Origin of the sequence: Streptomyces sp. Tu6071 (genome assembly GCF_000213055.1) — a bacterium.
Taxonomy (GTDB): Bacteria; Actinomycetota; Actinomycetes; order Streptomycetales; family Streptomycetaceae; genus Streptomyces; species Streptomyces evansiae.
Genome location: NZ_CM001165.1, coordinates 119,709 through 132,441 on the forward strand (window position 1 = coordinate 119,709; position 12,733 = coordinate 132,441).

Genomic DNA, 12,733 nt, shown 5'->3' on the forward strand with positions numbered 1-12,733 from the left:
CCCCGCTCCGGGGGCCTGACATGGCGTACGCGCTGAGCGAGCCCCGTACCGCGCCCGGCACCACGAGCGGGCGGACCGGGAAGGTCCGCAGGTCGTTCCTGCTGCGGCTCGCCTTCCTCGTCCCCGTCGTGGTCCACACGGCGGTGTTCTTCCTCTACCCGCTCGCGCGGAACCTGCTGCTGTCCTTCCAGGACTACGGCATCCGGTCGGTGTACAGCGGGGACGCGCCCTGGAACGGGCTCGCCAACTACCGTCGCCTGTTCGACGACCCGGTCTTCCACAAGACGCTCGGCAACACGCTCGTGTTCGTCGTCGTCTCGCTGCTCGCCCAGTTCGTCATCGGCCTCGGGCTCGCCGAGTTCTTCCGGCGGTCCTTCCCGCTCGGCGGGGTGCTGCGCTCGCTGCTCCTGGTGCCGTGGCTGCTGCCGCTCGTCGTCGCCGGGACGGTGTTCCGGTGGATGCTCGACACGAGCAACGGCGTGGTGAACCAGGTGCTGCTCGCGCTGCGCCTCGTCGACGACCCGGTGCCCTGGCTCAACGACCCGGGGTACGCGATGGCCGGGGTGCTGCTGTGCAACATCTGGATCGGCGTGCCGTTCAACATGGTGATCCTGCACGGCGGGCTCCAGGCCATCCCCGGCGCGCTCTACGAGGCGGCGGCGCTCGACGGGGCCGGACCCGTCGCCAGGTTCCGGTACATCACACTGCCGCAACTGCGCCCGGTGATCGGGGTCGTGCTGACGCTCGGCCTCGTCTACACGCTGAAGGTCTTCGACGTCATCTGGGTGATGACGAAGGGCGGCCCGGCGAACGCCACGCAGACCGTCACGACGTACGGCTACCAGCTCTCCTTCGGCGGGCTCTCGCAGTTCGGTCTCGGCGCGGCGGCGGGGAACCTCCTCATCGTCGTGGCGACGGCCTTCGCCCTCCTCTACCTGCGGTCGATGCGCGCCGAGGACCACACCGCGCCCGGACGGAAGTGACCCATGACCACCCTCACCGGCCGCCGCTCCCCCGTCCGCACGGTCCTCGCCCTGCTGATCGTCGCGGTGATGCTCTTCCCGCTGTACTGGATGGTCAACGCGTCCTTCCAGACCAATGAGCAGCTCGCCCGCCGCTCCGCGCTGTGGTTCCCCCTCGGGGGCACGCTGCACGGCTACCGGGACGCCTTCGCGCAGCAGGGCGGGCACCTGCTCGCCTCGCTCGTGGTGGCGCTCGGCGCGACGGCGCTCACGCTGCTCATCGCCGCCCCGGCCGCGTACGCGCTCGCACTCCTGCGCGCCCCGGGCGGGAAGGGCTTGCTCAGCGTGCTGCTCGTGGTCCAGCTCGTGCCCGGGATCGTCATGGCGAACGCGCTGTACGAGATCTTCGGTCCGGCCCACCTGCTCGACTCGGCGTTCGCGCTGATCCTCGCGGACTCGACGCTCGCCGTGCCCTTCGCCGTGCTCGTGCTGCGCGCCTTCATGACCTCGGTGCCCGGGGAGCTGGTGGAGGCCGCGGCGCTCGACGGCGCGGGCGCGGTCCGTACCTTCGTGACGATCGTCCTGCCCATGGCGCGCAACGCGCTCGTCACCGCCGGGCTCTTCACCTTTCTCTTCGCGTGGGGCGACTTCATGTTCGCCACGACGCTCACTCCCGACTCCGGCACGTGGCAGCCGATCACGGTCGGTCTCTACGACTACATCGGCGCCGGGACGAACACGACGAGCTGGAACTCGGTGATGGCCACGGCCGTCATCGCCTCGCTCCCCGCCGCCGTGCTCCTCGTCGTCGCGCAGCGGCACGTCGCCGCGGGACTCACTTCGGGCGCGGTCAAGGACTGACCCGCCGCCTCCCCTCCACCGCACCTGTTCGCCGCCCCGCGCGGGCCGCGCGGAAGGACCGTCTTGTCCCTGAACGGCTCTCTCACCCCCGCCCCCGGCGGCACCCCCGCGCTCTCCTGGACGAGCGCCGAGCACACCCTCCTCGTCCAGCCCTGGGGCGCCGACAGCGTCCGGGTGCGGGCCGCGCGGCACGCCGTCGCGCACGACCTGCCCGGGGCGCTGCTCGACGGGCCGGAGCGGGTCGCGGCGCAGCGCGTCGACCACCCGGACGGCTCGGCGACGCTCACGGTCGGGGCGCTGACCGTGCGGCTCGACGCCGAGGGGCTGCTGAGCTTCCACCGCACGGGCGGCGGCGAACTGCTGCGCGAGCGGCGCGGGCACTTCGCCTGGCCGGGCCCGCGCCAGTTCACGCCCGTCGACGGCGTCCACCACCGTCTGGAGCAGCGCTTCGCCGCGTACGAGGACGAGCGCCTGTACGGCCTCGGGCAGCACACGCACGGCCTGCTCGACCACAAGCACCTGGTCCTCGACCTCGTGCAGCGCAACGGCGAGGTCTCGATCCCGTTCGTGCTCTCCTCTCGCGGCTACGGGCTGCTGTGGAACCAGCCGGCGGTCGGGCGCGTCGAGTTCGCGGCGAACGGGACGCGCTGGGTCGCGGACGCGGCGGAGCAGTTCGACTACTGGGTCACGACGGGCGAGGACCCCGCCGCGCTCCTCGCGCACTACGCGGACGCGACCGGGCACGCGCCCCGGCTCCCCGCGTGGGCGCTCGGCCTGTGGCAGTCGAAACTGCGCTACCGCACGCAGGAGGAGCTGCTGTCGGTGGTGCGCGCGTACCACGAGCGGGGCCTGCCGCTCTCCGTCGTCGCGGTCGACTACTTCCACTGGCGGCACCAGGGCGACTGGAGTTTCGACCCCGCCGACTGGCCCGACCCGGCCGCGATGGTCACCGAACTCGCCTCGCTCGGGGTGCGCCCGCTGCTCTCGGTGTGGCCCTCCGTCAACGCGCTGAGCGAGAACTTCGCCCCGATGCGGGAGCGGGGGCTGCTCGTGGGCACGGCGCAGGGCCAGCCCTTCCACCACTCGTTCCCCGACGCCGGTTTCGGCGGTCGCGAGCTGCCCGTCGCGTTCTACGACCCGACCGAGCCGCGCGCCCGCGCCTACGTCTGGGAGCGGGTCAGGGAGAACTACTACGCGCTCGGTTTCCGTACGTGGTGGCTCGACGCCTGCGAGCCGGAGATCTTCCCCGAGCAGCACGCGCACCTGCGGTACGCGGCGGGCGAGGGCCGCGCGGTCGCGAACCTCTACCCCCTCGCGCACGTGCGCGGCTTCTGGGAGCACACGCAGGCCGAGAACGCGCGGCGCCCCGGGGACGCGGCGCACGGCGAGGCGACGGTGTCCCTCGTGCGCTCCGCGTGGGCGGGCAGTCAGCGCTACGGCGCCGCGCTGTGGTCGGGCGACATCCCCGCGACGTTCGCGGCGCTCGGCGCGCAGATCCGCGCGGGGCTCAGCGCGGGGCTGAGCGGCATCCCGTGGTGGACGACGGACATCGGCGGCTTCCACGGTGGCGACCCCGGGGACCCCGCGTACCGCGAACTGCTCGTGCGCTGGTTCCAGTTCGCCGTCTTCTGCCCGCTGCTCCGCATGCACGGCCACCGCGAGCCGCGCGGCGCCTTCTCGGCCGGGCACAGCGGCGGGCCCAACGAGCTGTGGTCGTACGGCGAGGAGGCGTACGCGATCCTGCGCGCCCAGCTCGGCCTGCGCCACCGCCTCGCCGCCTACCTCGCGGCACATCTCGAAGAGGCGGCGGACACGGGCCTGCCGCTGCTCCGCCCGCTCTTCCTCGGCTTCCCCTCCGACCCCCGCGCCTGGGAGGCGGAGGACAGCTTCCTCTGCGGCCCGGACCTGCTCGTCGCGCCGGTGACGCGGCTCGGGGCGCGCGAGCGGGAGGTCTACCTGCCCGCGGGCGCCGACTGGACGGACGCGGCGAGCGGCGAGACCCACGCGGGCGGGACGACGGTGACGGCGAAGGCGCCGCTGGAGCGCGTCCCCGTCTTCGTACGGGCCGGGGCGGACCCGGTGCTCGACGCGGTCCGCGGCGCGTGACCCGTACCCCCTGATCCCCCGTCCGGCACCCGCCGGGCGGGCCCCCACCGAAGGAGCACGACGTGTCCCCCACACCCGCACGGACGAGGCACCACCTCCTGAGGGCGCTCGGCGCGGTGACGCTGCTCACCGCCTGCGCGCTCGGCCCCGGCTCCCCCGCCTCGGCGGCGCCGCACTCCGTCACCGTCGACCTCGCCGACACCTCCGGGCCCGTCACCGGGGTCGGCTCCGGCTTCCTGTACGGCCTCACCGAGGACGGCAGCGGTCCCGGCGACGACCTCCTCGCCCCGCTGGAGCCCACGTCGGGGCGCGGCGGCGGGGCGCGGCTCGACGGCGGCGGCTGGGCCGGGGACGGCTACACGGCCGGGCCCGGCTACCAGCGCCGGATCACCTCCGCGCTCGCGCAGGCGCGGCGGCTCACCACGGCGCCGCACCACGGCACGTACGACCTCCTCGTGAGCGACGTGTGGGGCGCGGACACGACGCAGGCGCCCGACACGGTCTACCCCTGCGCGGGCGGCGACTGCGGGAACTGGGAGTCGTTCCTGCGGCGGCTCGCCCGGGACGTGCGCGCCTCGGGGCTCGACGTGCGCCTCGACGTGTGGAACGAGCCCGCCGGGGCGTTCTTCCCGCCGGGCTTCCACACCGAGCAGTACTACGGGATGTGGGACACGGCGGTGCGTGTGCTGCGCGAGGAGCTGCCCGGGATGCCGCTCGTCGGTCCCTCGCTGTGGGACTACAGCGCGGGCAACCTCGGTCCCTTCCTGCACCACGCGAAGGCGGCGGGAACCGTGCCCGACATCCTGAACTGGCACTTCAGCCAGGACCCGGTGGCGGACGCGGCGAGCGCGCGCGGGCTGCTCGCCGCCCGCGGGCTCGACGGCGTCGCGCTCGGCATGAACGAGTACCTGCACGCCGACGAGCAGCACGCCGGGCACCAGGCGTGGTACCTGGCACGCCTCGCCGCCTCCGGCATCCCCTCGGCCTCGCACGCCATCTGGGACGACTGCTGCGCCGCCGGAACGCTCGACGGGGTGCTCATGCGGGACGGCTCGGGGGCACTGCGCAGGACCGGGCAGTGGTGGGTGTACGAGGCGTACGCGAAGCTCGACGGCGTGTACGCGCGCACCGCGGCGGACGGTCCGTTCGACGCGGTGGCCGCGGTGCACGCCGGGGCGCGCTCGGCCGGAGTGCTCCTCGGGGCGCCCTCGGGCGGTGCCGCGGACACGGACCTGACGCTGCGGGGCCTCGCGCGGCTCGGCAGCGTCACCGTCACCGTGCGCCGCATACCCGACACGGCGCCGCTCGACGCGCCGGTCACCGTGAGCACGACGGACGTCCCGGCCGGGACGGACAGCGTCACGCTGCCGCTGCGCCCGGAGTCGGGGCAGGACGCCTTCAGCGTGAGCGTCACAGGCTGAGGTCTCCGTGCCGGGGGCCGTGCGCGGCGCGGCCCCCGGCACGAGACTGGGCGCATGGCGATTCGACGCAGCGCGGGCCTGCTGGTGCACCGCACGACCGACGACGCGGGCCTCCAGGTGCTGCTCGGGCACATGGGCGGGCCGCTGTGGGCGCGCAAGGACGCGGGGGCCTGGTCGGTCCCGAAGGGCGAGTACACCGAGCAGGAGGCGCCGCTCGACGCGGCGGTGCGCGAGTTCACCGAGGAGCTGGGCGCCCCGCCCCCGCCGGGCCCCTACACGTCGCTCGGCGAGATCCGGCAGAGCGGCGGCAAGCACGTGAAGGTGTGGGCCGTGGGCGGGGACTTCGACCCGGCGGCGCTGCGCCCGGGGACGTTCACGATGGAGTGGCCGCCGCGCTCGGGGCGCCGCCAGGAGTTCCCGGAGCTGGACCGGGTGGGCTGGTTCGCCCCCGAGGAGGCGCGCGGGAAGCTCGTGAAGGCGCAGGGGGCGTTCGTGGACCGGCTCCTGGAACACCTGGGCTGAGGCGGCGGGGCATTCGGCGCGGCACGCGGGGCACGTGTCCCGTACGGCCCCGTTTGCACGCCTGTCGCAGGCGCGCGAGCGTGGGAGTGGACGAGTACCTGCCAGGAGGAGAGCCATGCCCATCGCGACGGTGAACCCGGTCGACGGCGAGACGGTCCGGACGTTCGACGCCTTGTCCGGGGACGAGGTGGAACGGCGGCTCGCCCTCGCGGACCGCACGTTCGCCACGTACCGTACGACGTCCTTCGCCGAGCGCGCGCGGCTGCTGCGCGCCGCGGCCGATCTCCTGGAGAAGGAGGAGGCCGAGATCGGGCGGACGATGACCCTGGAGATGGGCAAGACGTACGCGGCGGCGCGCGCGGAGGCGGCGAAGTGCGTCAAGGCGATGCGCTGGTACGCGGACCGCGCCGAGGGGCTGCTCGCGGACGAGCACCCCGAGCAGCGGGACGTCGAGGACTCGGGGGCACGCGCGGCGCGGGTCGTGTACCGGCCGCTCGGCGTCGTGCTCGCGGTCATGCCGTGGAACTTCCCGCTGTGGCAGGTCGTGCGCTTCGCCGCGCCCGCCCTGATGGCGGGGAACGTGGGGCTGCTCAAGCACGCGTCGAACGTCCCGCAGACCGCGCTCTACCTGGGTGATCTCTTCCGCCGCGCGGGTTTCCCCGAGGGCGCCTTCCAGACGCTCCTGGTGCCTTCGTCGGCGATCGAGGCGATCCTGCGCGATCCGCGCGTGAAGGCGGCGACGCTCACGGGGAGCGAGCCGGCCGGGCGCTCGGTGGCCGCGATCGCGGGCGACGAGATCAAGCGGACGGTCCTGGAGCTGGGCGGCAGCGACCCGTACCTCGTGCTGCCCTCCGCCGACGTCGAGGCGGCGGCGCGCACGGCGGTGACGGCGCGCGTGCAGAACAACGGGCAGTCGTGCATCGCGGCGAAGCGGTTCCTCGTGCACACGGACGCGTACGAGGAGTTCGCGCGCGCCTTCGTCGCGGGCGTCGCGGCGCTGAGGGTCGGCGACCCGATGGACGAGCACACGGACGTGGGGCCGCTCTCCAGCGAGCAGGGGCGCGCGGACCTGGAGGAGCTGGTGGACGACGCGGTCGCGAAGGGCGCGCGCGTCCTGACCGGCGGGAAGCGGCCGGAGGACCGCCCGGCGGGCTGGTTCTACGAGCCGACGGTGCTCGCGGACATCACCCCGGAGATGCGCATCCACCGCGAGGAGACCTTCGGGCCGGTCGCGACGCTCTACCGCTTCACCGGCCTGGACGAGGGCATCGGCCTCGCGAACGACACCTCGTTCGGGCTCAGCTCCAACGTGTGGACGCGGGACGCCGCCGAGAAGGAGCGCTGCGTGCGGGACATCGAGGCGGGCGGGGTCTTCTTCAACGGCATGACGGCCTCGCACCCGGCGCTCCCCTTCGGCGGCGTCAAGCGTTCGGGGTACGGGCGCGAGCTGGCGGGGCACGGGATCAAGGAGTTCTGCAACGTCACGACGGTGTGGGAGGGGCCGGAGGACTGAGAGGTCCCCGGCGATACGCGAGGGGCGCCCCGGGTCTGCCGGGGCGCCCCTCGCGTGTACCTCGTCAGTCGCCCTCCCCCGCCAGCCCCGCGAGGATCTTGTCCGGGGTGAGCGGCAGGTCCCTGAAGCGGACCCCCGTCGCGTGGTGGACGGCGTTGGCGAGGGCGGCGGCGGTGCCGACGATGCCGATCTCGCCGATGCCCTTGCTGCCCATGGGGTTGAGGTGCGGGTCCTCCTCGTCGAGCCAGTCCGCCGCGATGTTCGGCGTGTCGGCACAGGCCGGTACGTGGTAGGCGGCGAGGTCGGCCTCGACGAAGGCGCCCGAGGCCGGGTCGAGCGAGCTGCCCTCGGTGAGGGCCATGCCGAGGCCCATGACCATGGCGCCCCTGAACTGGGAGCGGGCGGTGCGCGAGTTGAGGATGCGGCCCGCCGCGTAGTGGCCGAGGAGGCGCCGGGCGCGCACCTCGCCGGTCACGGTGTCGACCTGCACCTCGGCGAAGTGGGCGCCGAAGGCGTGCCGCGCGTACGGGGACTCGGCGCCCGCGAGGTCGGTCGTGTCGGCCGCGACGGTGAGCCCTTCGGCGGGCACGGAGCCGTCGAACCCGCCGAGGGCTTCGAGGAGTTCCGTGCACGCCTGGTGGACGGCCCAGCCCCAGGAGGCGGTGCCGGACGAGCCGCCCGCGAGCGGGGCGCGGGGCAGGTCGCTGTCGCCGAGGGCGAGGGCGACGCGGTCGAGCGGGACGCCGAGCGCGTCGGCGGCGATCTGCGCGAGGACGGTGCGGGCACCCGTGCCGATGTCGGTGGCGTTGATCCGTACCGCGTACGTGCCGTCGGGGCGCGCGGTGGCCTCGGCCGTCGAGGGGGAGACGAGGACCGGGTACGTCGCCGCCGCGACGCCGGTGCCGAGCAGGAGGCGTCCCTCGCGGCGCGCGCCGGGGCGCGGGTCGCGGGTGTGCCAGCCGAAGCGTTCCGCGCCTTCGCGCAGGCACTCGACGAGGTGGCGGCTGCTGAAGGGCCGTCCCGAGTCGGGCTCCGCGTCGGGCTCGTTGCGGACCCGCAGTTCGACGGGGTCGATCCCGGCGGCCTCGGCGAGTTCGTCCATGGCCGATTCGAGTGCGAACATGCCGGGGGCCTCGCCGGGGGCGCGCATCCAGGAGGGGCTGGGGACGTCGAGGGGCAGGACGCGGTGGGTCGTGCGGCTGTGCGGCGAGGTGTACATGACGCGGGCGGGCACGGCGGCCTGTTCGACGAACTCCTTGATCCGCGAGGTGTGCGTGATGATCTCGTGGGCCAGGGCGCTGAGCGTGCCGTCCTCGGCGGCCCCGAGCCGCACGCGGTGCAGGGTCGGGGCGCGGTGCCCGACGACGGCGGGCAACTGGCGGCGCGGCAGGGCGAGTTTGACGGGCCGCCCGACGTGCAGCGCCGCGAGCGCGGCGAGGACGGGCTGCGGGCGCGGGGTGCCCTTGGAGCCGAAGCCGCCGCCGACGTGCGGGGAGTGGACGGTGATGTCCTCTTCCGGCATGCCGAAGAGCGTGGCGAGGGCGGTGCGGACGGCGTTGGTGCCCTGGCTGCTGTCGTGGACGACGAGTCGTCCCGCCTCCCACGAGGCGACGCTCGCGTGCGGCTCCATGGGATGGTTGTGGAGCGGGGCGATGCGGTAGGTGCGGTCGACGCGGATGGGAGCGGTGGCGAAGGCGTCGGCGAAGTCGCCGCGCTCGCGGTCGGTGGGATTGCCGCCGTTCGCGTCGTGCGGGCGGTAGATGCCGGTGTGTCCCGGGCGCAGTTCCACGTCGTGCGGGTCGGTCTCGTAAGTGACGCGCAGGGCGAGGGCCCCGGCGCGGGCGGCTTCCAGGGTCTCGGCGACGACGACGGCGACGTACCAGCCGAAGTGCGGGACGCGCGGGTCCTGGAGGACGTGCAGCGTGGGGTCGTCGGGTGTCGCGAGGCGGCGGGCGTTCTCGTGGCTGAGGACGGCGACGACCCCGGGCAGGCGCAGGACCTCGGTGTCGTGGACGGCGGTGACGCGTCCGGAGGCGACGGTCGCGGGGACGGGCCAGGCGTACGCGAGGCGCGGCGGGAGGTGCTCGGCGGCGTAGCGGGCGGTCCCGGTGACCTTGGCCCGGCCCTCGGCGCGGGGGACGTCGGTGCCGAGGACGGGGGCGGGGGTGTTCACGGCTGCGGCTCCGGGGCGGTCTGGGCGGTGGCGAGGTCGGCGAGGACGGCGACGGCGAGTTCCCTGGCGAGGGGGACCTTGAAGGCGTTGTCGGGGCGGGGCGCGGCCTGGGCGAGTTCGGCGTCCGCGGCGCGGCGGAAGGTCTCCTCGTCGGCGCGCGCCCCGGTGAGGACGTCCTCGGCGCGCAGCGCGCGCCAGGGCCGGGGCGCGACGCCGCCGAACGCGAGCCTGGCCTGCCGCACGGTGCCGTCGGGGTCGAGGCGCAGGACGGCGGCGACGGAGACGAGGGCGAAGGCGTAGGAGGCGCGGTCGCGGGCCTTGCGGTAGGCGGAGGGGGCCCCGGCGGTGGCTGGCGGCAGGGTGACGGCGGTGATGAGTTCGCCGGGGGCGAGGGTCGTGTCGCGTTCGGGGTGCGCGCCGGGCAGGCGGTGGAGTTCGGTGACGGGGAGGGTACGGGTGCCGCCGGGGCCCGCGACGGTCAGTTCGGCGTCGAGCGCGGCGAGGGCGACGGCCATGTCCGAGGGGTGGGTCGCGAGGCAGGAGGGGGAGGCGCCGAGGACGGCGAGTTCGCGGCTGTGCCCGGTGAGCGCCGCGCAGCCGGTGCCGGGGGCGCGTTTGTTGCAGGGCTGCGCGAGGTCCTGGAAGTAGGGACAGCGGGTGCGCTGGAGGAGGTTGCCGCCGGTCGTGGCGGCGTTGCGGAGCTGCCCGGACGCTCCCGCGAGGAGTGCCTGCGAGAGGACGGGCCAGTCGGCGCGGACGCGGGGGTGCGCGGCGAGGTCGCTGTTGCGGACGCCCGCGCCGGCGCGCAGGCCGTTCCCGGGGGTGTCCTCGACGGTGTCGAGGGGCAGGGCGCTGATGTCGACGAGGGTCGCGGGGGTCTCGACGCCGAGTTTCATGAGGTCGACGAGGTTGGTGCCGCCGCCGAGGTAGCGCGCCGCGGGTGCGCTCGTGTGGGCCTCGATCGCCTCGGGGACGGTGCGGGCGCGGACGTAGCCGAAGGGTTTCACCGGGCGACCTCCGCGACGGCGCGGACGAGGTGCGGGTAGGCGCCGCAGCGGCACAGGTTGCCGCTGAGCCGTTCGCGGATCTCGGCGTCGTCGAGCGGTACGGGTCCGGGCGGGCGTCCGGGCGGGGTGACGAGCGAGGGGTGTCCGGCCTCGGCCTCGGCGAGGAGGCCGAGGGCGGAGCAGAGCTGTCCGGGGGTGCAGTAGCCGCACTGGTAGGCGTCGTGGGCGAGGAACGCCTCCTGGAGCGGGTGGAGCCGTTCCCCGTCCGCGAGGCCCTCGACGGTGGTGACCTCGGCGTCCTGGCACGTGACGGCGAGGACGAGGCAGCTGTTGACGCGGCGTCCGCCGACGAGCACGGTGCACGCGCCGCACTGGCCGTGGTCGCAGCCCTTCTTGGTGCCGGTGAGGCCGAGGTGTTCGCGCAGCAGGTCGATGAGCGCGGTGCGGTGGTCGAGGGCGGGAACGTCGTACACGGTGCCGTTGACACGGAGGGTGAGGTCCGAGTGGTGGGGGCTCTCGGCGCTGAAGCGGGGCTCGGCGGGGGTGTTCTCCGGCTGGGGCACGGGCTTCCTTTCCTGGGGAGGCGGTCGGGCGGGCGTCCGGCGGGCCGCCACGGGCTCGGGCGTCCCGCGCCTGGTCACGGGGTGGTCCGCGCGTCGTGGCGCGGGGTCAAGACTGCGGTGGTACGGGCCCGGGGGCCCGCCGGGCACGGGCGGGAGCGGGTCCCGTCACCCGACTGCCACACGTGACGGCGCGGAGCGTGACCCGTCGTGGGCACGCGCGTTGGAGAGGGCACAGCGGTCACGGGGTGTGGCCGCTGCCTCTTGGAAGGAATACAGACATGTCGCGTATCGCGAAGACCGCCGCCGTTCTCGCGGGCACGGGTGCCCTGGTCGCCTCCGGCGCGGGCCTCGCCGCCGCCGACGCCGGTGCCCAGGGCCTGGCCGCCGGTTCCCCGGGTGTCCTGTCGGGCAACGCCGTGCAGGTCCCGGTCCACATCCCCGTGAACCTGTGCGGCAACACGATCGACGTCATCGGTCTGCTCAACCCGGCGTTCGGCAACACCTGCGCCAACGTCGACGGCGGCCACGACCACGGTGGCTACGGCGACGAGGGCTACGGCAACTGAGCCGTCCGGCCCCTGCGGTGACGGCGGGCCGACCGGGCACCCGTGCGATCCGGTCGGCACCCGCTCGTGACGAGGACCGGCCCCGGGGCGCGCTCGCGCCCCGGGGCCGCCGCATGTCCGCCGCGCGCCAGCCGCGCGGCGTTCACGCGTACCGGTAGATCCCGCTGTGGTCGAGCAGTTCGGAGGGCTTCACGCGCCACGGGGGCATGGGGTCCTCCAGGGTCGGGACGCGGCCCCGCTGGGAGTTGCCGAGCGGCAGCGGCCGGTCGGGCAGGTAGCCGGAGCGGGGGTTGGCCCGCTGCCAGCGGGACCAGACGAGGTCGACGAAGGCGTGGTGGAGCCAGAAGACCGGGTCGTTGGGCGAGGCGCCGCTGAGCATCGTGCCGCCGACCCAGCGGTGGACGCGGTTGTGGTTGCGCCAGCGGGCGTTGCCCCGGCCGCTGCCCCAGCCCTCCAGTTTGTTGCGGAAGCCGCGCGGGGCGGTGGAGTCCCAGGGCGAGGAGTCGTACGTGGTGTCGGAGGCGGCCTCGTCGAGGTCCTGCGGGGTGGGGAGGTCCATGGGGTCCTGGGGGCGGCCGAAGGCGCGGCGCAGGTAGGGGCGGTCGTCGGTGGACTCGGTGAGGGTCCAGTCGCCGTGCGCGTGGGCGAAGGCGCCGGTGGTGACCTGCTGGTCGGAGCCGCGTCCGTCGCCGCCGAGGAAGTCCTCGCGCCACAGCGCGGCCTTGGCGGTGCGGTCCTTCGTCCAGTCCCAGTAAGGGACGGTGACGCGTCCGTCGATCTCGCGCAGGTCGTCTTCGAACTCCAGGAGGAACCTGCGGTGCCAGGGCAGGAAGGAGGGCGTCATGTGGGCGGCGCGCAGGCCCTTCGCGCCGTCGGAGGTGTAGTAGCGGATGTGGGTGCGGACGTAGTCGTCGTAGCGTCCTGAGCGTTTGAGGGCGAGCACGGCGGCGACGAAGCGCTCGCGCTCGGCGGCGCTCAGGTCGCGCTGGTTCTTGCGGGTGTACGTCATCGGGGCGGTCCCTCCTGCGGGTCGCTTGCC

General features: G+C 74.6%; 11 protein-coding genes. 7 read left to right on the forward strand and 4 right to left on the reverse strand.

Features of this window, described 5'->3' with window-relative positions; genetic code table 11:
* Positions 1 to 20: 20 nt before the first annotated feature.
* The 6 genes from STTU_RS00470 to STTU_RS00495 all read left to right on the forward strand — a co-directional run bounded on the left by STTU_RS00470 (position 21) and on the right by STTU_RS00495 (position 7,385).
* Positions 21 to 983 carry a carbohydrate ABC transporter permease gene (locus tag STTU_RS00470; protein ID WP_007818695.1) on the forward strand — a complete coding sequence of 321 codons (963 nt, stop codon included), beginning with the start codon at positions 21 to 23 and terminating at the stop codon, positions 981 to 983.
* Positions 984 to 986: 3 nt separating this feature from the next.
* Positions 987 to 1,823, forward strand: a complete 837-nt coding sequence (locus tag STTU_RS00475) for a carbohydrate ABC transporter permease (RefSeq protein ID WP_007818696.1) — start codon at positions 987 to 989, stop codon at positions 1,821 to 1,823.
* Positions 1,824 to 1,886: 63 nt separating this feature from the next.
* Entirely contained in the window at positions 1,887 to 3,929 is a 2,043-nt protein-coding gene (locus tag STTU_RS00480; RefSeq protein WP_007818698.1) for a TIM-barrel domain-containing protein, read from the forward strand.
* 62 nt (positions 3,930 to 3,991) lie between these two features.
* Entirely contained in the window at positions 3,992 to 5,350 is a 1,359-nt protein-coding gene (locus tag STTU_RS00485) for a hypothetical protein (RefSeq protein WP_007818699.1), read from the forward strand.
* Between the two features lie 54 nt (positions 5,351 to 5,404).
* Entirely contained in the window at positions 5,405 to 5,872 is a 468-nt protein-coding gene (locus tag STTU_RS00490; protein WP_007818700.1) for an NUDIX domain-containing protein, read from the forward strand.
* Positions 5,873 to 5,987: 115 nt separating this feature from the next.
* Entirely contained in the window at positions 5,988 to 7,385 is a 1,398-nt protein-coding gene (locus tag STTU_RS00495; RefSeq protein ID WP_007818702.1) for an NADP-dependent succinic semialdehyde dehydrogenase, read from the forward strand.
* Between the two features lie 64 nt (positions 7,386 to 7,449).
* On the opposite strand, the gene STTU_RS00500 is transcribed toward STTU_RS00495, so the two are convergent.
* Genes STTU_RS00500 through STTU_RS00510 form a run of 3 tightly spaced genes read right to left on the reverse strand, consistent with a single transcriptional unit; the run spans position 7,450 to position 11,128 of the window.
* Positions 7,450 to 9,558: a xanthine dehydrogenase family protein molybdopterin-binding subunit gene (locus tag STTU_RS00500; RefSeq protein WP_043253634.1), complete on the reverse strand. Its 2,109-nt coding sequence runs from the start codon at positions 9,556 to 9,558 to the stop codon at positions 7,450 to 7,452.
* Positions 9,555 to 10,565 (reverse strand): FAD binding domain-containing protein, encoded by a 1,011-nt coding sequence (locus STTU_RS00505; RefSeq protein ID WP_007818705.1) that lies wholly within the window; start codon positions 10,563 to 10,565, stop codon positions 9,555 to 9,557. Before STTU_RS00505 ends, STTU_RS00500 begins: the two co-directional genes overlap by 4 nt.
* Entirely contained in the window at positions 10,562 to 11,128 is a 567-nt protein-coding gene (locus STTU_RS00510) for a (2Fe-2S)-binding protein (protein ID WP_010270244.1), read from the reverse strand. Before STTU_RS00510 ends, STTU_RS00505 begins: the two co-directional genes overlap by 4 nt.
* A 278-nt stretch (positions 11,129 to 11,406) precedes the next feature.
* Here STTU_RS00510 and STTU_RS00515 point away from each other — a divergent pair, with 278 nt between their 5' ends.
* A complete protein-coding gene (locus STTU_RS00515; RefSeq protein ID WP_007818707.1) occupies positions 11,407 to 11,694 on the forward strand; it encodes a chaplin in 288 nt (95 codons plus the stop codon).
* A 142-nt stretch (positions 11,695 to 11,836) separates the two neighbouring features.
* Here STTU_RS00515 and STTU_RS00520 read toward each other — a convergent pair whose 3' ends face one another.
* Complete coding sequence (locus STTU_RS00520; protein WP_007818708.1) at positions 11,837 to 12,703, reverse strand: tyrosinase family protein; 867 nt, start codon at positions 12,701 to 12,703, stop codon at positions 11,837 to 11,839.
* Between the last annotated feature and the right edge of the window lie 30 nt (positions 12,704 to 12,733).

What these genes read in the sequence shown, in the direction of transcription:
- STTU_RS00470 (WP_007818695.1), top strand. Translation starts at nt 21, where the DNA reads ATGGCGTACGCGCTGAGCGAGCCCCGTACCGCGCCCGGCACCACGAGC.
- STTU_RS00490 (WP_007818700.1), top strand. Translation starts at nt 5,405, where the DNA reads ATGGCGATTCGACGCAGCGCGGGCCTGCTGGTGCACCGCACGACCGAC.
- STTU_RS00475 (WP_007818696.1), top strand. Translation starts at nt 987, where the DNA reads ATGACCACCCTCACCGGCCGCCGCTCCCCCGTCCGCACGGTCCTCGCC.
- STTU_RS00520 (WP_007818708.1), bottom strand. Translation starts at nt 12,703, where the DNA reads ATGACGTACACCCGCAAGAACCAGCGCGACCTGAGCGCCGCCGAGCGC.
- STTU_RS00495 (WP_007818702.1), top strand. Translation starts at nt 5,988, where the DNA reads ATGCCCATCGCGACGGTGAACCCGGTCGACGGCGAGACGGTCCGGACG.
- STTU_RS00515 (WP_007818707.1), top strand. Translation starts at nt 11,407, where the DNA reads ATGTCGCGTATCGCGAAGACCGCCGCCGTTCTCGCGGGCACGGGTGCC.